This is a genomic window from Corynebacterium sp. HMSC06C06, assembly GCF_001807295.1.
GTDB classification, from domain to species: Bacteria; Actinomycetota; Actinomycetes; order Mycobacteriales; family Mycobacteriaceae; genus Corynebacterium; species Corynebacterium striatum.
Genome location: NZ_KV788518.1, coordinates 111,332 through 128,871 on the forward strand (window position 1 = coordinate 111,332; position 17,540 = coordinate 128,871).

The window sequence follows — 17,540 nt, forward strand, 5'->3', positions numbered from 1 at the left end:
GAACGGCTAGCCCGAGCAGCTCTGCACCTGTGTACCGAATGGCACACGGTGCATACATGGCGGAAATCGCCAGCCTAGGCGGCGGCATTAAGGCGCTGACCTACAACGGCGAACCCCTTGTGGAAACCTACGACGGCCTGCCTCCGATGTGCGCCGGCGTGGTTCTTGCACCATGGCCAAACCGCACAGAAGACGGCTGCTTCACTTGGCGCGGGACTGAGCACTTAGTCCCCGTCAACGAGCCCGAGCGCAACAACGCAAACCACGGCTTCGTCCTCGACGCAGCCTGGGATCTGGTTTACTACGCCACCGACCGCGTGCAACTCACCACCCGCATCGAGGAACCGTGGCCGTGGCCTACCCAACTCATAGCCACCTACACCCTCGACGCAGCCGGCTTATCCGCCCACTTCGAGGCCAGCGCCGAAGGGCCCGCCCCGTTCGCGTTCGGCCTGCACACCTATCTCTCGGCACGCGGCGCGGCTGCCGACGCCTCCGAACTGACCCTCCCCGTCACCGAGCACCACCTGCTGGACGCCCGGAACTTGCCGACGGGTGAGGTAGAAGAGGTCGTCGTCAAGCGCCAGCGCATTGCCGAAGTGGAATGGGATGACTGCTTCCACGGGCATGGACCACTGACCGCAGAGTATGTCTCGGCGGGCAAGGGCGTGCGCCTAGAGATGGGGCAGGGGCTGGATTGGGTCCAGATGTACACTCCGGCAGATTACCCAGGGCGCGGGCGTGCCCTGGCGGTGGAGCCCATGAGCGCTCCGCCAAACGCACTGCGTAGCGGCACAGACGTGGCCGTTCTCAACGCACATCAACCGATTGCCTACGAGCTTCGCTTGAGCGCAATCTAATAAAAGAAAGCTCTTGAAATGGAACCTTCAGTATTGAGACTCGACGCAACCTGGGTGGATTATCTGCTCGTTGCTTTGTACTTCCTCTTTGTCTTGGGAATTGGCTGGGCTGCAAAAGCCCGCGTTTCCTCCTCCATTGACTTCTTCCTCTCGGGCCGCGGTTTGCCGGCTTGGGTGACTGGCCTGGCGTTCGTCTCTGCGAACCTCGGTGCGGTGGAAATCATCGGTATGTCTGCAAATGGCGTGGAATACGGTTTCCAGACCATGCACTACTTCTGGATCGGCGCCATCCCGGCCATGGTCTTCCTAGGCATCGTGATGATGCCGTTCTACTACGGCTCCAAGGTGCGTTCCGTGCCGGAGTTCATGCGCAGGCGCTTCGGCAACGCGGCACACCTGGTCAACGCGATTTCCTTCGCCGTGGCACAGCTGCTCATCGCCGGTGTGAACCTGTACCTGCTGGCCACCATCGTTGAAGCCCTGCTGGGCTGGCCGATGTGGGTCGCGCTCCTTGTCGCTGGCCTCATCGTTTTGTCCTACATCACCCTGGGCGGCCTGTCCGCAGCCATCTACAACGAGGTTCTACAGTTCTTCGTCATCGTTGCTGCTCTGGCACCATTGACCATCATCGGCCTCAACCGCGTCGGCGGCTGGCAGGGCCTGAAGGATTCCGTTATTGCGGAATCCCACTTCCACACCTGGCCGGGCACAGACATTTCCGGCTTTGAGAACCCAGTCTGGTCCGTCATCGGTATCGTACTGGGCTTGGGCTTCGTCCTCTCCTTCGGTTACTGGACCACCAACTTTGTCGAGGTACAGCGCGCCATGGCTTCGGAGTCCATCTCCGCAGCCCGCAAGACCCCAATCATCGGCGCTTTCCCGAAGATGTTCGTGCCCTTCCTCGTGGTTATCCCGGGCATGGTGGCTTCCGTTTCCGTCGCTGACCTCATGGAAGAGCGCGCTGAGCCAAACGACGCCATCCTGCTGCTCATGCGCGACCTTCTTCCGAACGGCCTCCTCGGCGTGGCCATCGCTGGCCTGCTGGCCTCCTTCATGGCTGGCATGGCCGCAAACATCTCGGCCTTTAACACCGTTATTTCTTATGACATCTGGCAGACCTACGTGGTCAAGGACCGCGAGGATGACTACTACCTGAAGTTCGGCCGCATCGCGACCGTCGTCGCCACCGGCGTGGCCGTCTTTACCGCCCTTTTGGCCCAGAACTTCGGCAACGTCATGGATTACCTGCAGACGCTGTTCGGCTTCTTCAACGCCCCGCTGTTCGCAACGTTCATCCTCGGTATGTTCTGGAAGCGCATGACTCCGCACGCCGGTTGGTCCGGCTTGGTTGCAGGTACCGCATCTGCAATTACCTTCTGGTACATCGCAACCTTTACCGACGCAACGGCTTCCATCTTCAACCTTCCTGGCCAGGGCACGGCATTCGTGGCCGCTGGCGTGGCCTTTACGGTGGATATCATCGTCTCCGTCATCGTCACCATGTTTACCCAGCCCAAGCCAGACGAAGAGCTCGTCGGCTTCGTATCCTCGGTTACCCCGAAGGACCACTTCGAGGACTACACCGAGAAGAACCTGCCGTGGTACAAGCAGACCGTCCCGCTGGGCGTCATCTGCCTGGTTATTGCCGTCGGCCTGAACGTCATCTTCGCCTAAAGGAGCATCAATCATGACAACCAAGACTTCACCTCAGCACGCGGGTGCCTTTGACCTGCGCAACGTGATCGGTGCGCTCCTGGGCATCTACGGCATCGTCCTCGTAGTCTGCTCCTTCGCCCTCGACCCAGGCGTCAATCCGGACACGGGCCTGCCGAAGGAATCCTCCGACAACCTCTGGGCCGGCGTCGCCATGCTGGTCGTCGCAGTAGCCTTCATGCTGTGGGCCAAGCTGCGTCCCATCATCGTTGACCCTTCCAAGATCGACGAGTCGAAGCTGGCGGAGGCCAAGTAATGCTAGAGATCACCAAAGCCGCGCTTGCCGACGGCCGCGAAATCATCTACTTCGACGACACCCCACACACCGACCGCGTCTTGGAAGACAGCCGCGAACTCCCGCAAGTCACACCGGCTTCGGAGATGCGCCGCGACCCGCTGACCGGGGACTGGGTGGCCTTTGCCGCCCACCGCATGAACCGCACATTCATGCCCCCGGCCAACGAGAACCCGCTCGCGCCGACCCTGCCGGGCCAGCTGCCCACGGAGATCCCGTCGCCGTCTTATGACGTGGTGGTCTTTGAAAACCGCTTTCCCTCCTTTGCGATGGGGATGGAGGACTACGAGGACGACGTCGACGGCATGGGCCTGGTCCCGCGCCTGCCGGCGAAGGCCCGCTGCGAGGTCGTGTGCTTTACTTCTGCCCCGGAGCTGAGCTTCAAGGATCTGCCTGTGAGCCGCATTCGCACCGTCATCGAGGCGTGGGCGCACCGCACCTCGGCGCTGTCTGCGCTGCCTGAGGTGGCGCAGGTCTTCCCGTTTGAGAATCGCGGCGCCGAAATCGGCGTGACGCTGCAGCACCCGCACGGCCAGATCTACTCCTATCCGTTCCTCTCGCCGCGCATGAAGTCCATCGTGGCTTCCTCGCAGGCTTACGAGGGCGATCTCTTCCAGGACATCCTGGACAAGGAGCGCGCAGCGGGCACCCGCATCATTGCCGAGACCGAGCACTTCACCGCGTTCGTCCCGGCTGCCGCGAAGTGGCCGCTTGAGGCGATGGTCATGCCCAACGAGTACGCGGCGGATTTCACCGAGCTTTCCGACGCCCAGCGCGACGACCTCGCCGCCCTGCTCAAGAAGCTGTATATCGCTGTGGACCGTTTCTTCGACGGCGTGGAAAAGACCCCGTACATCGCTGGTTGGAACCTCGCGCCGGCCGACCCTACGCTGCGCGGGGACGTGCGCATGCACCTGCAGCTGTTTTCGCTGATGCGCTCGCCGAACCGCATGAAGTTCCTCGCCGGTTCGGAGTCCGCGCAGGCAGTGTGGATCAACGACACCACCCCGGAGCACATCGCCGCCCGGTTCAAGGAGGTGTGGGATGCTTAACTGGATTTCCACTCGCTCCGACGCCGCGCTTGCCGACGCCGCGATCGCACTCTTCCGCTCCAACTTCTCCGCGGAGCCTGCCGGGGTTTGGGCCGCGCCGGGCCGCGTGAACCTCATCGGCGAGCACGTCGACTACGCAGGTGGCGCCTCGATCCCTTTCGCGCTGGAGCAGAACACGGCCGTGGCCGTGGCCCCACGCGAGGACGGCCAACTGCGGATTGCCTCCGAGTTCGGCGGCAAGGTCTACCGCGTGGACGTTTTTCTGGAGGAGGTTGGCCCGGGTTGGGCCGCGGGCACCCCGGACGCCTGGGCGGGCTACGTCGCCGGCGCCGTGTGGGCGGGCCTCGAGGACGGCGTCATCGCCTCCTGCGAGGGCCTCGACATCGCGATTGTCTCCGACGTTCCGGTAGGCTCCGGCCTCTCCAGCTCCGCGGCGTTGGAATGCTCGGTGGCGGTGGCGGCCTACGAGCTTTCGACAGGGCACGCGCCTGACGACGCCGCCCGCACCCGCCTGGTTCTCGCCTGCATGCGCGCCGAGAACGAGGTCGTCGGTGCCTCGACAGGTGGCTTGGACCAGAATGCGAGCCTCTTCGGGCAGAAGGGCAAGGCGCTCGTCTTGGACTTCTCCACGGGTGAGGTGCGCCGCGTGCCGTTTAACATCGCGGAGCGCGACATGGTGTTGCTCATCGCAGACACCAACGCCCCTCACACTTTGAACGACGGCCAGTATGCCTCCCGCCGTGGCGTCATCGACGCGGTTCAGTTTGCATTGGCGGACTCTGGGGCCCGCGGCGGAACTATCCGCGATATTCCCGATGCCGTTGCGGCCGCCACCCGGTGGGCGAGGGAAGCGGGGGAGGATGAGGGCGTCGTTAAGCGCCGCGTCGCCCACGTCGTGGAGGAGACCGCTCGCACCTTGGAAGCTGCCTCCGACTTGGAGGCCGGCAACCTTGACCGTTTCCGGGAGCTCATGCGCGATAGCCACATCTCGCTGCGCGACCAGTACGAGGTCACCACGCCGGAGCTGGACTGCGCGTTCGCGGCGGCCGGTGAGGTGGGCGCGCGTATGACTGGGGGCGGTTTCGGTGGCGCGGTGATTGCGCTGGTCAAGCGTGCCGATGTGGAGTCGACGGCGGAGGCAATTGCTGCTGCCGCGGCTGAGCGCGGCTTCCCGGCGCCGACCTTCCTTGTGGCCAGCCCTGGCGACGGCGCGCGCCGAATCGCCGGATAAGCCCGGCCAACTGGTGGCTGGAAAAACTTTCTGGTCGCCTGTAATAAACGCGGCGGTAGTGCAACTAACTAGGTGAACATCAACTTCCTAGTTAAGGAGTCATCATGAAAAAGACCCTCGTTGCTGCTACCGCCGCTTGCGCTATTTTGGCTGGTGGTGGCGCTGCAGTTGCTACCGGCTTCAACCCGTTCAGCGAGGATGCGAAGACCACCGCTGGCACCCAGCTGACCAGTACTGTTGACGGTCAGCTCAAGCCGGGCCAGGAGCTGCTTATTGCGGCAAACTGCCCGGGCACTCGCGCGAACCTGACCACGTCGTGGGGTGCGACGACGGTGATGTCGCCGGCGGCTGACCTCGGTCAACTGGTGGGTTACGTAACCGCGCCGGACAACATCGGCCCCGGTCCTGCCGACGGCTACCACACCTACACCGTGACCTGCGATTCCGGTGAGACCGATACTTTCACCTTCGCGTCCGGCGGAAACGGCGGCCACTAGCGCCCCGCGCGGCCTGGAGCATCCTCGCCTCTGGCCTCCGCTCTGGCCCTTTTCGCCTGCGGTTCCGCCTGAGGTTTCCGCACGTCCCAGACTGGTCCCATTGGTTGGCTCCCATTGGTTGGGTTTCTTTAGGGGGTAATGAAACCCAATGGGCCGTATTGGTCGCCAACGCTACTCGTAAAGGGACCATTAGAGGGAAACCCGTAGAGGGGGACCAACACGAAAGCGTCGAAAACAGCCCCACAAACGCAGGTCCAAAACCCATTGCCCGGCTACATGAACTCGCGTAAAACAGTCGGCGCTATCCTATGTGCTATGACCAATCCTTTTGCCAATAACCCCTTCGAGGAACCCCTCGCAGACGCACCTGGCAATCCGTTTGCGGACGCGGCAAAACCGCAACCAGCGCAGTCTTTCCAACCAGCGCCAGTAGACGAGCCAAGCGAAGCCGTACCAGCTCAAACCAAAACTAACGAGCCAGAGCCAGCAGAGGCGGACGGCAAGGTTTACCCGTTTTCTTGGTGGAAAGCTGGCCTGTCAGCGTTTTTCCTTTTAGTCGGATTTACTGACTTTAGCGCGGACCCAGGAACCAGTCTTTTCTTTATCATCCCGTCGGCGTGGTACCTGTTAATGTCCGCCATCTATCGCAATGAGCTGCACAAACGCCGTTGGCTGTTGGTGTGGGCGGTGGCGTTTGCCTGCCGGATCATCTTTTAGCGGCTAAGCCTAAAGCTTGGCCAGCGCCTTGGTAATGCCCTCCTGCAGCGTGGCCCGCGACTGCTTCATCGGATGCGCAATCGCACGCAGCCCCATGTACGCAATCTGGTCCGCCGCGCGGTTGAGCGGATCGCCCGCATGGCCAAGCACGCGGCGGATTTCCACCTCGCATTCGCCCTCGACGTCGTTCCAGGCCTGCTGGAAACGCGACCGCGCACCTGACGTAACTCCGCGCCACGTCCGCCGCGAGCGCACCGCCTTCGACTGCTTATTGCGCAACTGCTCCACCGCTTCGAGCGCCGCGACCGAGTCGCTTTCAATAATCGCCTTCTTTGCACCCACCTTGAGCAGGTACTTCAGCGCCAAGGTCAGCGACTCCAGCTCGAGCTCGTCAGTACCCGCCTTAGTCTCGCGGGTGCGCAGCCGGTAGTCGCCATTGCCCGCCACGAAGCACATGGAGCCCTTGAAAACGGTGTCGGAGGAGGCGTCGGTAGCAATGCGCACCGTGGCGCCCTCCGGCCATGATGACGCCTGCGAGAAGTTCGGCCACCAATGTGCCTTCGGGGTCTCTACCTGCGTGGCCTCTTTCTTCCGTGGCGCCTCGCCCAACTTCTTGGCCTTACGTGCGGTCAGGCCCGCTTCCTTGCGGCGCACAGAGCTCGCGCTTTTCGACGCCCTATTTTCCTCCGCAAAGCTGCCCGTCACCGTATAGCCGCGCCGTTCTAGCGCCGACCGCAGCGTATTTTGCCGGCGCCCCGTGACAATCCAGATTCGGCCCTTCAGGTTCTTCGTGGCCTTCTCGAACTCGCGGATGGCAATCTCCACCACGTCGCCACTCTTGGTCTGGCCCTTGCGTATGAACCGGGTCTGCCTGGTGTTTACTGCGATGACCCAGCCATCAACAGTGCCGCCCGGCGCGGAGTCCCAGCGCTCGTCCCACAGTGCGATCGCCACATGGACCGGTGCGTTCACCATAGAGTCGGTGATCTTCCGGGTGCCATACGTACGGGACTGCGTGCCGGTGAGTGCGCTGAGTTCGAGCGGTTCCATCGTCTACTAGTAAACCATCTGCGTCCGACACCGAGCACAACGTCACCGGTGCCGTTTTCGCCGCGGTGGCTCGCCGTACCGCAGTCGCTGACACCGCAGAACCGGTACAACCTGCGAAAATTCCGGTTAAGGAAAAAGTCGCGCACTAGTCTGTAATAATTCCGAGCCTGCTGCAACATACTCTATGTGAAGTATGTTCCAGCAGGCTCGTGGAGTTTTATTTGTCCGTCTTAACCTTGCCCGGCGCGCGAAAGCGGGAGTTCTCCCGGCACTTTCGCGCGCATTATCCTGCCGTCTTGGCGTTTTTGCGGCGTCGCGTGCCGCAGGAGCACGCTGAGGAGCTGGCTGCCGATGTCTTCGAGCGCGCCTGGGCCAACTTCGACACCCTGACAGGGGAGAACCCGCTGCCATGGCTCTATGGCATCGCACGCAACGTGATGCGCGAGTTCTATCGCTCGCGCCGCGAGTTCGAAAACCTCGACGACTTCGACGGTGCTCTTCCCGACGAATCCGCCGCCGTTGACTTGTCCCTCGACATCAACCGCGCCCTGTTGCATCTTCCTTATGCCGAGCGCGAGATCCTCACTCTCTTCGCCTGGGAGGAGCTCACGCAGGCCGAGATCGCCGAGGTCCTCGGCATCACCCCTAACAACGTCCGCGTGCGCCTGCACCGCGCCCGCACCCACCTTTCCGAGCTCACCGGAGGCCACGATGACTGATCCGCTTTCCCAATTGCGCGCCGCAAATCCGGTGCCAGACGCTGCGCTTGACGACGCCGCCCTTACCCGCTCCGAGGCGGTCCTCAGCGACATTGTCGATTCGGGGTCACGCACGCCGTGGAAGGCCGTGGCCGCAGGCATCGGTGTCCTAGCTCTGGCCGGCGGGGTCATCCCGTTTGTGAACCACAGCGAGCCGGTCGCCGTGGCGGAGGTGCTCACGCACGCGGGTGAGGCTGCCGCCGCGCAGCCCGACGCCGCGGACAAAGGCGTGACCTCAAAGGAGTACCTCAAGCGCGTGGACACCGATGGTTCGTCTACTGCCACGACCGAGTACTCGGTGGGCGTCGACGGCACCGTGAACATCTCCTCCCAAGGCGAGCTGCCAGGGTTCGACCCGCAGCCAGTCATCCCCGCAGAAGACCTCATGGCGGCCACCGACCGCGCTGGGCTGGAAGCTCTTGCGGATCGTTTCCCCAACCGCGCCCTCGGCGCGCTGCAGCTGCTGCTGCAGCCGGGTTTGAGCAGCGCGCAGCAAAAGATTGTCTACGACATTCTGGCCGCCACCGACGGCAACGACCTGGCTTCGGCCTCGCAGGGCTCCCACGACGGCGTGGGAGAGGACGGCCTCATCAGCGTCATTCGCGACGCTGACCACGTCAGCTTCTCCATCCTTCCGGCAACCGGCCAGCTGGTCCGCGTGGTCGGTCTGGTCGGCCCCAACGTGACCACCACCGTGGAGGCCACGGCCATCTTGGGCTGCGTGTCCGTCACCGGCCTGGAAGGCCCCGGCAGCATTTCGCTGGCCTGCGGTGATAACAACTACCTGGTCAAGGACCTCAAGTGGTCCAACTGGGGCGCCGATGAGGCCACGGCTGAGGGTACGGCCGTGGAAAATGACTGCGACCCCTTCTGTGCGGAGGGCAAGTTTAAGCAGACGCCGGTGCGGGTGGTCGTCGACAAGCGTGAAGCGTGTGGCTACAACGCCAAGGTGTACTCGCGCATCCGTGTCATTTACCCGGACCACGAAGAGGTCGAGGAGATTGGCTGCGCGTAGCGGCTAGGTCAGCTGGCGGAGCGCGAACTGCCCGTACATGTCACCGAGCTCCTCTGCGGTGTACGGGCCATCGGGGCTAAACCACGTGGCCACGCCGATGCCCATGTCGATGAGCGCCCAGCAGGCAATCTTGAGGTTCTCGGCTTGGAAGCTGCCCTCGTCGACGACGTTCATCCAACGTGCCACATAGTCGCGGCGCAGCTGCAGGACCACGGACTTGTGGGGTTCTTCGAGATTGTTGAGCTCGTTGTTGACTACGCGGACGCGCTTGGCGTGGGTGGCGTGGAAGATGACGTGTGCGCGCATCGTGGCGAGGATTTTTTCCTCGGAACCCGTGACCCCGGCGAGCGCCGCGGCGTTGGCACGTAGGAGTTCCTCCATGGCGGAGACGGTGACCTCAGCGAGCAGCTCTTGCTTGGACTTGTAGTGGTTGTAGAGGCTCGATGCCCGCATGCCCACTGCCTTTGCGATGTCTTCCATGCCGGTGCCGTGGTAGCCGCGCTGGTCAAAGAGGTCGAGGGCGGCGGTGGCGATTTGGTCGCGGCGCTTCTGGTTAGCCATGGTGGTGTGCCTTTCGCTGGGTACGTTTCCTTGACAGGCGGTGAGGTGTGTATCACAATAGCAGGCTAATAGTGATTCATATCGGAGGCCTGAAATGTCCAATAATCTCTTCGATTCTACAACTGACTTCCTCGGTGTGTTCGACGGCATCAACGCCCAAGATGCCGAGGTCTGGGCACGTGCTCGCTCGTTTCGTGAGGATTGCCTGCCGGTTATCAATGGGCATTGGGAGAAAAGCGAATATCCCCTCGAACTAGTGCGCCGCTTAGGCGAGCTCGACCTCATGACGGACGGCCTTGACGTTCCTGGCCACGAGTCCATGACCTCACGCGGCGCGGGTTTGGCACTCATGGAGGTCACGCGTGCCGACGCCTCGATGGGCACCGTCGTTGCCGTGCAGGCCGGCCTGGCTATGCGCTCCATCGCGATGTTGGGCTCGGAGGAGCAGCGCTCCCGCTACCTGCCGGCGATGGCGTCGTGCTCGCTGCTCGGCGCGTTTGGCCTGACGGAACCGCTGCACGGTTCTGACTCCATTGCGCTGGAGACTACCGCGGTCCGCGACGGCGATTCCTGGGTTCTCAACGGCGAAAAGAAGTGGATCGGTAACGGTGCTTCCGGTGGCGTGACCGTGATTTACGCCCGTATGGAAGACGGAAACGTGGGTGGCTTCATCGTTCCGCAGGATGCGCCGGGCTACTCGGCCACGGTGATTGTCGGCAAGCTGTCACTGCGCGCTATCCACCAGGCGCACATCGTCTTGGAGGATTGCCGCATTCCTGCCTCCAACCGGTTGCCTGGCTGCCAAACGTTTAAGGACGTCTCCCGCGTGCTGACGGCAACGCGCATCGGCGTCTCTTGGATGGCGTTGGGCTCAGCCGTGGCTTGCTATGAAACCGCGCGCAACTACGTCATGGAGCGCGTCCAGTTCGGCCGTGAGCTGGCAAAAGCGCAGATTATCCAGCAGCGCTTGGCCAACATGGTGCTGGACCTCAACCAGATGATGCTGACCTGCCGCGAGGTTGCCGCCCGCGAGGAGGCCGGCACGCTCACCCCGCCGCAGGCTTCCGCAGCGAAGCTGCACAACACCCGCGCTGCACGACGCATTGCTTCCGACGCCCGCGACATGCTCGGTGGCGTGGGCATCCTGCTAGAAAACGACATCGCGCGCCACTTTGCCGACATTGAGGCCATGCACACCTACGAGGGAACCGACACCGTGCAGAGCCTCATCATGGGCAAGGTCATTACGGGTTTCTCGGCCTACAAGTAGCAGCCTGCCCGCGCCCCGCTTGACGTGCGGCTCACCCCTCTCCGGGTTTGGTCCCATTGGTTGGGTTTCATTAGAGGGTAAAGAAACCCTTAGGAGCCATTGCGCGGGGGACGGTTCTCGTAAAACTACCCAACCAATGGGACCACTAGAGGAGGACCAAACCGCGGCAGCTGAAACCGCCCATTCGCCAGTAAGAGGCCAGCCGCTGAGGGGCCAGCCGGCAAACCGACTCGAAAGCGCCAACTCTCCCTAGCTGCGCAAATGTAGAGTTATCCACAGGTAAAAAATTGACTCTAGACACGGGCGCACGCGCTTGGCGAACATTGTTGTATGACTCAAACACAACGACTCATTCACTTACGTCCACTGTCCAACGATCACCACGTGTGGGAGCAAATAGCCAATGGCGAGGTTCTGCGAATAGCGCCCTGGGTCGCAACCCCGCGGGATTACTTCGAGCAATTACCCACTTACGAACGCCAGCGCCTCAAAGTGATTGCCGCAGGCAAAAGCGTGCACAAAGCCGTCATGATAGGAAAAACAGCAGCCAGGCTATGGGGCCTTTGGGTCCTCCCGCCTTTCGGCGAAAAGATTGAAATGGCTAGGCAGTCCAAATCGCTGCCAGTCAAGACGAAGATTCCAGCCGATTACGATTACCGCAAGACGCACCTGCCAGACAACATGGTCTCCGAGCAGCTCGGCACCCGTTGTACAACTGTGGCACGAGCGTGCATCGACATCGCAAGACACCATTCCTTCGAAGAGGGACTCGTTGCCATGGATTCGGCGCTCGCGAAGGAACTCACCACGAAGGAGGAGCTGCGCCGCACGCTGACCGCCATGGGGCGCGTGCACGGTGCCCCGCAGGCGCGGAAGGCGATTGAGCACGCCATCGCGCATTCGGAATCGCCTTTCGAGTCCTACTTTCGAGGCATCGCCATCGCGGAAAAGCTGGGAGAGAAGGTGGTTGCGCAGTACTTCATCCCGCCGAACTTCCGCGCAGACGCATGCATTGACGACGCCGTCGTGATTGAGATCGACGGTGCCGTCAAGTACGACGGTTCGTCGTTTGGCAAGAGTGCCGAGCAAACAATCGTGGAGGAGCGACGACGCGAGAAGCTGATTCAGAACCGTGGCCTCATCGTGCTGCGATACAGCCCACGGGAGCTGCTCACGGAGAGAGTCCGTGTCGTGCGGGAGGTGCGCCAGGCGCTGGAAGCTGCCCAACAGCGAGGATGGTCCCAGTCTACTGGTCCCTTTACGAGTAAGAAGGCCGGCTAAAACCCGCTAGGTGGTCCCTTTACCCCGTAAAGGGACCCAACCAATGGGACCAATCCGAAAGAAATGGTTGGGACAGGTCCGCGGGCTAGTTGCGCAACGGCTTGCGGGTCGCCGCCATATGCTTCGCGCGATCGACGTTCGCTGGCAGCAGCACGAGCGGCACATCGTATTCGACCTCACGGTCGGCGAACTCGTTAAAGCTCAGCGAGCCCTCACCGGTGTACATTTGCGCCAGCTTTGCTGCGATGACGTGGTCGTTTTCCGTAGTATTCTCCAACGGCCACTCGCGGTCCAGCGCCGGGCCTGAGTACATCTCAATCGCCGCATCCGCAGGGGGCTCGTAGCCCTCAATGAGCGACTCCGCCTCCGTGATGGCACGCGCCAGGACGTGGTCAGGGGACATGAGCACGACGTCGTCTGCCCCGAGGAAGCCCTGTTCCTTAGCCACAAACGCATTTGGGAAAGGCGCCGCCGCCGCGATGAAATCGAAGGCCTTCTGGTGGTAGTCGGCCACGCCAGCCGCACGCAGGCGCTCCAGTGCGGAAATCGTGCCCGTCCAACCGGGGTACAAACCAACGTTGCGCTCTGGGAATGCCAGCTGCGTATCCGCGTGTGCCACGATTCGGTCGCAGGAAAGGGCTAGCTCTAAGCCGCCGCCCAGGGCAACACCGCGTACCGCTGCGACCACGGGAACCGGCGCGAACTTCAGCTGGCGCAGCGTGTTCGAGCCGTCCGCAATGAGCTCCTCAACGCGCTCCGCCGAGCCCGACTCGCCCGCCGCGGCAATCGACGCCAAGTCCGCGCCCGCGCAGAACACCGGCGCATCGTTGCCGATTACCAGCGCTTTCAGGTTCGCAGAGGAGATGGCGTCAACGGCAGCGCGCAGGACTTCCAGAGCGGTAGTCGGCAAGGAATTCATCGGCGTATGCAGGTCGATGATGCCGATGCGTCCGGAAGGGGTGGATACTGCACGCACCGCGCCGGCCGGCAGGCCGACCACGGTTTCCAGATCCCAGGAGCGCAGGCTGACCACACCCTCCCGCTCCCGCAGCTCCTGCAGCTGGCCCTCAGAGGAAAGCACCTTGCCGTCTACAAAGAATCCCCCGGCAGCGGCGGCTGCGGTCACTAGCGCTGGCGGCTTCGAACCGTAAGCGGAGGCAACCCAGTCGATGCCGATGGCGTCGGCAAGCGCGAAAATGCCCTTCTTCCAGCCGAAGCCGAGGGTGAGGCCGTCGTCGATAAGCCCGACGTGCTCCGCGATCTCCGGCGCGACCTCGCAGCAGTAGCGCAGGGTGTCGAGGAAGACCGCGCGGGCGAAGCGGCCGCCCGGCGAATCCGTGTCCATGACCTCGCGCGGATCCTTGAGCCCTATGACTGGGTCGTCCGGCTGGGTGCGTGCCACGTACTCATAGTCGGAGTTGATGACCTCGTCGCGGCCGCGGTAGAAGCCGCCCTCGCCGGTGCGCCCAGTCAGGCCGCGCTCGACCAAGCCCGCGATGAACTCGTCGCAGCCCAGCGGTACATCGAGAAGCGGATCGCCCGCGGGAAGTGCGGACTCGAGGGAGTTCCAGATGGGCCCCACCAGCTGCAAACCGATGTAGTCCAAAAGCCCGAAGATGCCGGTGCGGGGGATGCCGAAGGGGCGGCCAAAGGCGGCGTCGGCAAGCTCGTAGCTCACGCCGAACTCGCGGGCGCGGGCAACGCCGGCGGCCATCCAGTAGCAGCCGACGCGATTGGCAATAAAACCCGGGGTGTCGCGGCACTCGAGCGCGATCTTGCCCAAGGTTTGTTCGATGGTGGTGCGCAGCGCGGCCTCGGTCTCGCCGGAGGCGATGAGCTCGACCAAGCGCATGACCTTCGGCGGGTTGAAGAAGTGGGTGATGCCGAAGCGCTCGCGGCGCGAGACCGGTACACCCTCGACGAGCTTGGCCAGCGGGAGGGTAGAGGTGTTCGAACTCAAGATGGCTGAGGGCTTGAGGTGTGGCTCGATGGCCGCGTAGAGCGCGTGCTTGGCGCCGAGGTCCTCGAAGATGGCTTCGATGACCCAGTCGCGGTCCTCGAGGAGGGCGTAGTCATCGGAGGCGGTGACGCGGGAGGCGTCCGAAGGCAGGTAGAAGCCGCGGCGCTTTACCTGGATGTCCACGCCCTTCTGCGCGCCCTCGGCGTTCTGGTCGAGCAGGACGACATCGAGACCCGCCGATGCGCACAGTGCCGCGATGCCCGAGCCCATGGAACCTGCGCCGATGACGGCAACCTTGGTGATTGTCATTTACTTCGCTCCTTCGTTCTCGGATTCCTTTTCGATGATGAGCGCAATGCCCTGGCCGCCGCCAATACACATGGTGACCAGGCCATAACGCTTGTTCAGGCGGCGCAGCGCGTATGCCAGCTTGGTGATGAGGATGACTCCGGTGGCTCCCACCGGGTGGCCGTGCGCCACGGCGCCGCCGTAGATGTTGGTCTTTTCGGGGTCGAAGCCGAGCTCGTCCTGCACGGCGATGGCCTGCGCGGCGAAGGCCTCGTTGGACTCGATGAGGTCGATGTCGTCCAGCGTGAGTCTGGCCTTCTCCAGGGCCTTCGGCACCGCAGCGATGGGGCCGACGCCCATGCGGGTGGGGTCGACGCCCGCGATGGCCCAGCTGACAATCTTGGCCAGCGGCTCCAGGTTGCGCGTGCTCACCTGCTCGGCGGTGGCGAGGACCACGGCCGCGGCGCCGTCGTTGATGCCGGATGCGTTGCCTGGGGTTACGGTTCCATCCTTCGCAAAGACGGGCTTGAGCTGCGCAAGCTTGTCGACGCTCGTCTCCCTCACGTGCTCATCAAAGTCCAGGTCGCCTACGGCGACGATCTCCTCGGCGTGGACGCCTTCCGCACGGGCGGCCGCGGCGCAGCGCTGGGATTGCGCAGAGAACTCGTCTTGGCGCTCGCGGGAGATGTTGTGGTCACTCGCGACGTTTTCCGCGGTCACGCCCATGTGGCCAGTGCCGAAGGGACAGGAGAGTGCGCCGGTGAGCCAGTCGTAGAGTTTGCCGTCGCCCATGCGCTTGCCGAAGCGGGCGCCCTCGACGGAGTAGGGGGCTTGGCTCATGGATTCGGCGCCGATGGCAAGTGCCACGGTGCCGTCGCCAGACTGGAGGAGTTGCGCGGCGGAGACCACGGCTTGGACGCCGGAGCCGCAGAGGCGGTTGACGCCCATTGCGGTAGAGGACTCGGGCATTCCGACGCCGATGGCGACTTTGCGGGAAATGTACAAGTCGCTCGGGATGACGGGCATGACATTCGACGCCACCGCGGTGTCGATTTCGGCGGCCGGGATACCCGAACGCTCAATAGCTGCCGACGCCGCCGTCGTACCCAGCTCGGTCAGTGAAAGGCGGGCCAGGCTGCCGCCGAATTTACCGATGGGCAAGCGTGCGGCCCCGACGATGTATACGTCTTGTGCCATGAGGTCCTCCTAAGAAATGCGAATCACCATTAGTTAAAAATGAATCCTAGGTCACATCCTTGCGTTGCGCAATGCTTTCGAGAAAGTTTCCGCTTGTCCCGCGCGTGTGGGGCGCCGGCGCCGCGTGCGATTGTGGTGCAGGTGCTGAAAAACAAATTGAGGGAAGGCGGCGCTTACTGGTTAGGCTGCAACGCATGAAGTGTTTTGAAACGCCGCTGATTTTTGACGGCGGCCTCGGCACCCACTTGGAGTCCCGCGGCAACGACATCTCGGGGCAGTTGTGGTCGGCGCAGATTCTGCGCGAGAACCCTGCTGAAATTCAGGCAGCGCACGAGGACTTTTATCGCGCGGGCGCGCAGGTGGCCACCACGGCATCGTACCAGGTGACCTTCGATGCGCTCGGCGACGGCAAAGGGCGTCGTCAAGTGCAAGGGGGCACCCGCAAACTGCATCCTCGAGCTGGGCTTTTAAAGTGGTTGACCAATTTCCTTCCTAAGTTGTTGAACAACCCCTTAAGATGATGTGCATCACGTAACTAATGCGACCTGCATCACGAAAGGACAGTTTGGTGAGCGCTGAAACAACTGAAGTCGTCAAGAACCCACCCAAGGGTATCGGCGCAATGGCGGGCGCCATGTTTCTCATGGCTACCTCCTCCATCGGTCCGGGCTTTTTGACCCAGACCTCCGTCTTTACCGTCCAGATGGGTGCAGCTTTCGCCTTTGCGATTCTGCTCAGCATCATCGTGGACATCGCCATCCAGCTCAACGTCTGGCGCGTGCTGTGCCTCTCCGGCATGCGCGCCAACGAGCTTGGCAACACCGTTCTGCCGGGCCTTGGCTGGTTCCTCGCGGTGCTCGTCTTCATCGGCGGTGTGGTATTCAACATCGGCAACATTGCTGGCTCTGGCTTGGGCTTGAACGCGATGCTCGGCATTGACGCCCGCATCGGCTCGGTCATCGCTGCGGCGATTGCCATCTTCATCTTCTTGTCCAAACGCGCCGGCATTGCGCTCGACCGCTTGGTGGCTGCCCTTGGCGCCATCATGATCCTGCTCATGCTCTACGTGGCTATCGTCTCGCAGCCGCCAGTGGGCGAGGCACTCAAGAACACCGTCATGCCGGAGGAAGTTGACTTCTTCGTTATTACCACCCTCATCGGCGGCACCGTCGGCGGCTACATCACCTTCGCGGGTGCGCACCGCCTCATCGACAACGGCATGACCGGCCCGGAGCACATCAAGAACATCACCACGACCTCGGTCATGGGCGTCATCATCACCGGCATTATGCGCGTGCTGCTCTTCTTGGCTGTGCTGGGCGTCGTCAGCACGGGCGTGGCACTGTCTGAGGACAACACGGCTGCCGACGCCTTCCGCCAAGCCGCCGGCGAGTTCGGACTCCGTGCGTTCGGCGTGGTGCTCTTTGCCGCGGGCTTGTCCTCGGTGATTGGAGCTTCCTACACCTCGATCTCCTTTGTGACCACTCAGAAGGTCGCCCCGCGCACCCGCAACTTCCTCACGGTGGGCTTCATCGTGGTCTGCACCATCTTGTTCGTTCTCCTCAACTCCGCTCCCCAGAAGCTGCTGATTTTCGCAGGCGCGTTCAACGGCATCATTTTGCCAATTGCGTTTGCGATGGTTATGTGGGTTGCTTTCCGACGCCGCGATCTCCTCGGCGGAGTCAAGCACCCAATGTGGCTGCTGGTGGTTGGTTCCATCGCGCTGCTGCTGGAGCTCTACATCGGTTTCAACTCCATCTCCGGAATCATGAAGCTTTGGGCTTAGGGGCCTTGG

At 62.6% G+C, this 17,540-nt stretch carries 17 protein-coding genes; 13 read left to right on the plus strand and 4 right to left on the minus strand.

Annotated elements, in window-relative coordinates; genetic code table 11:
- Positions 1-38 precede the first annotated feature (38 nt).
- From HMPREF3153_RS10930 to HMPREF3153_RS10960, 7 genes are all read left to right on the plus strand, one after another.
- Positions 39-860 (plus strand): aldose 1-epimerase family protein, encoded by an 822-nt coding sequence (locus HMPREF3153_RS10930; protein ID WP_141740952.1) that lies wholly within the window; start codon positions 39-41, stop codon positions 858-860.
- 18 nt (positions 861-878) lie between these two features.
- Positions 879-2,534 carry a sodium:solute symporter family protein gene (locus tag HMPREF3153_RS10935; protein ID WP_005528049.1) on the plus strand — a complete coding sequence of 552 codons (1,656 nt, stop codon included), beginning with the start codon at positions 879-881 and terminating at the stop codon, positions 2,532-2,534.
- 13 nt (positions 2,535-2,547) lie between these two features.
- Complete coding sequence (locus tag HMPREF3153_RS10940) at positions 2,548-2,829, plus strand: hypothetical protein (RefSeq protein ID WP_005528050.1); 282 nt, start codon at positions 2,548-2,550, stop codon at positions 2,827-2,829.
- On the plus strand, positions 2,829-3,920 hold the full coding sequence (gene galT / locus HMPREF3153_RS10945; protein WP_070420865.1) for a galactose-1-phosphate uridylyltransferase: 1,092 nt from the start codon (positions 2,829-2,831) through the stop codon (positions 3,918-3,920). Before HMPREF3153_RS10940 ends, galT begins: the two co-directional genes overlap by 1 nt.
- Positions 3,913-5,151 (plus strand): galactokinase, encoded by a 1,239-nt coding sequence (gene galK / locus HMPREF3153_RS10950; RefSeq protein WP_070420866.1) that lies wholly within the window; start codon positions 3,913-3,915, stop codon positions 5,149-5,151. The genes galT and galK overlap by 8 nt, the downstream gene beginning before the upstream one ends.
- A 104-nt stretch (positions 5,152-5,255) precedes the next feature.
- Positions 5,256-5,648 carry a hypothetical protein gene (locus HMPREF3153_RS10955; RefSeq protein WP_053085486.1) on the plus strand — a complete coding sequence of 131 codons (393 nt, stop codon included), beginning with the start codon at positions 5,256-5,258 and terminating at the stop codon, positions 5,646-5,648.
- 315 nt (positions 5,649-5,963) lie between these two features.
- Positions 5,964-6,365, plus strand: coding sequence for a hypothetical protein (locus HMPREF3153_RS10960; RefSeq protein ID WP_046645163.1), 402 nt, complete (start codon positions 5,964-5,966; stop codon positions 6,363-6,365).
- Between the two features lie 9 nt (positions 6,366-6,374).
- On the opposite strand, the gene HMPREF3153_RS10965 is transcribed toward HMPREF3153_RS10960, so the two are convergent.
- A complete protein-coding gene (locus HMPREF3153_RS10965) occupies positions 6,375-7,415 on the minus strand; it encodes a ribonuclease HI (protein WP_005528057.1) in 1,041 nt (346 codons plus the stop codon).
- A 209-nt stretch (positions 7,416-7,624) separates the two neighbouring features.
- Here HMPREF3153_RS10965 and HMPREF3153_RS10970 point away from each other — a divergent pair, with 209 nt between their 5' ends.
- Entirely contained in the window at positions 7,625-8,134 is a 510-nt protein-coding gene (locus tag HMPREF3153_RS10970) for an RNA polymerase sigma factor (RefSeq protein WP_256364744.1), read from the plus strand.
- On the plus strand, positions 8,127-9,188 hold the full coding sequence (locus tag HMPREF3153_RS10975) for a hypothetical protein (protein ID WP_070420867.1): 1,062 nt from the start codon (positions 8,127-8,129) through the stop codon (positions 9,186-9,188). Before HMPREF3153_RS10970 ends, HMPREF3153_RS10975 begins: the two co-directional genes overlap by 8 nt.
- A gap of 3 nt (positions 9,189-9,191) precedes the next feature.
- Here HMPREF3153_RS10975 and HMPREF3153_RS10980 read toward each other — a convergent pair whose 3' ends face one another.
- On the minus strand, positions 9,192-9,749 hold the full coding sequence (locus HMPREF3153_RS10980) for a TetR/AcrR family transcriptional regulator (RefSeq protein WP_046645159.1): 558 nt from the start codon (positions 9,747-9,749) through the stop codon (positions 9,192-9,194).
- A 94-nt stretch (positions 9,750-9,843) separates the two neighbouring features.
- Here HMPREF3153_RS10980 and HMPREF3153_RS10985 point away from each other — a divergent pair, with 94 nt between their 5' ends.
- Both HMPREF3153_RS10985 and HMPREF3153_RS10990 read left to right on the plus strand, forming a co-directional pair.
- Positions 9,844-11,019 (plus strand): acyl-CoA dehydrogenase family protein, encoded by a 1,176-nt coding sequence (locus HMPREF3153_RS10985; protein WP_070420868.1) that lies wholly within the window; start codon positions 9,844-9,846, stop codon positions 11,017-11,019.
- A 597-nt stretch (positions 11,020-11,616) separates the two neighbouring features.
- A complete protein-coding gene (locus HMPREF3153_RS10990) occupies positions 11,617-12,300 on the plus strand; it encodes a hypothetical protein (RefSeq protein ID WP_070420869.1) in 684 nt (227 codons plus the stop codon).
- Between the two features lie 85 nt (positions 12,301-12,385).
- On the opposite strand, the gene HMPREF3153_RS10995 is transcribed toward HMPREF3153_RS10990, so the two are convergent.
- Together HMPREF3153_RS10995 and HMPREF3153_RS11000 are read right to left on the minus strand one after the other, a co-directional pair.
- Entirely contained in the window at positions 12,386-14,569 is a 2,184-nt protein-coding gene (locus tag HMPREF3153_RS10995) for a 3-hydroxyacyl-CoA dehydrogenase/enoyl-CoA hydratase family protein (RefSeq protein ID WP_070420870.1), read from the minus strand.
- A complete protein-coding gene (locus tag HMPREF3153_RS11000) occupies positions 14,570-15,745 on the minus strand; it encodes an acetyl-CoA C-acyltransferase (protein ID WP_070420871.1) in 1,176 nt (391 codons plus the stop codon).
- A 194-nt stretch (positions 15,746-15,939) separates the two neighbouring features.
- Here HMPREF3153_RS11000 and HMPREF3153_RS11005 point away from each other — a divergent pair, with 194 nt between their 5' ends.
- Complete coding sequence (locus HMPREF3153_RS11005) at positions 15,940-16,266, plus strand: homocysteine S-methyltransferase family protein (protein WP_046645155.1); 327 nt, start codon at positions 15,940-15,942, stop codon at positions 16,264-16,266.
- 101 nt (positions 16,267-16,367) lie between these two features.
- Positions 16,368-17,531 carry an NRAMP family divalent metal transporter gene (locus tag HMPREF3153_RS11010; protein WP_100622455.1) on the plus strand — a complete coding sequence of 388 codons (1,164 nt, stop codon included), beginning with the start codon at positions 16,368-16,370 and terminating at the stop codon, positions 17,529-17,531.
- Positions 17,532-17,540: the final 9 nt, after the last annotated feature.

Coding starts and splice junctions, on each gene's coding strand:
- HMPREF3153_RS10935 (WP_005528049.1), top strand. CDS start 879: ATGGAACCTTCAGTATTGAGACTCGACGCAACCTGGGTGGATTATCTG.
- HMPREF3153_RS10930 (WP_141740952.1), top strand. CDS start 39: ATGGCACACGGTGCATACATGGCGGAAATCGCCAGCCTAGGCGGCGGC.
- HMPREF3153_RS10980 (WP_046645159.1), bottom strand. CDS start 9,749: ATGGCTAACCAGAAGCGCCGCGACCAAATCGCCACCGCCGCCCTCGAC.
- HMPREF3153_RS10955 (WP_053085486.1), top strand. CDS start 5,256: ATGAAAAAGACCCTCGTTGCTGCTACCGCCGCTTGCGCTATTTTGGCT.
- galT (WP_070420865.1), top strand. CDS start 2,829: ATGCTAGAGATCACCAAAGCCGCGCTTGCCGACGGCCGCGAAATCATC.
- HMPREF3153_RS10965 (WP_005528057.1), bottom strand. CDS start 7,415: ATGGAACCGCTCGAACTCAGCGCACTCACCGGCACGCAGTCCCGTACG.
- HMPREF3153_RS11010 (WP_100622455.1), top strand. CDS start 16,368: ATGGCGGGCGCCATGTTTCTCATGGCTACCTCCTCCATCGGTCCGGGC.
- HMPREF3153_RS11005 (WP_046645155.1), top strand. CDS start 15,940: ATGAAGTGTTTTGAAACGCCGCTGATTTTTGACGGCGGCCTCGGCACC.
- HMPREF3153_RS11000 (WP_070420871.1), bottom strand. CDS start 15,745: ATGGCACAAGACGTATACATCGTCGGGGCCGCACGCTTGCCCATCGGT.
- HMPREF3153_RS10975 (WP_070420867.1), top strand. CDS start 8,127: ATGACTGATCCGCTTTCCCAATTGCGCGCCGCAAATCCGGTGCCAGAC.
- HMPREF3153_RS10940 (WP_005528050.1), top strand. CDS start 2,548: ATGACAACCAAGACTTCACCTCAGCACGCGGGTGCCTTTGACCTGCGC.
- HMPREF3153_RS10990 (WP_070420869.1), top strand. CDS start 11,617: ATGGCTAGGCAGTCCAAATCGCTGCCAGTCAAGACGAAGATTCCAGCC.
- HMPREF3153_RS10995 (WP_070420870.1), bottom strand. CDS start 14,569: ATGACAATCACCAAGGTTGCCGTCATCGGCGCAGGTTCCATGGGCTCG.
- galK (WP_070420866.1), top strand. CDS start 3,913: ATGCTTAACTGGATTTCCACTCGCTCCGACGCCGCGCTTGCCGACGCC.
- HMPREF3153_RS10960 (WP_046645163.1), top strand. CDS start 5,964: ATGACCAATCCTTTTGCCAATAACCCCTTCGAGGAACCCCTCGCAGAC.
- HMPREF3153_RS10985 (WP_070420868.1), top strand. CDS start 9,844: ATGTCCAATAATCTCTTCGATTCTACAACTGACTTCCTCGGTGTGTTC.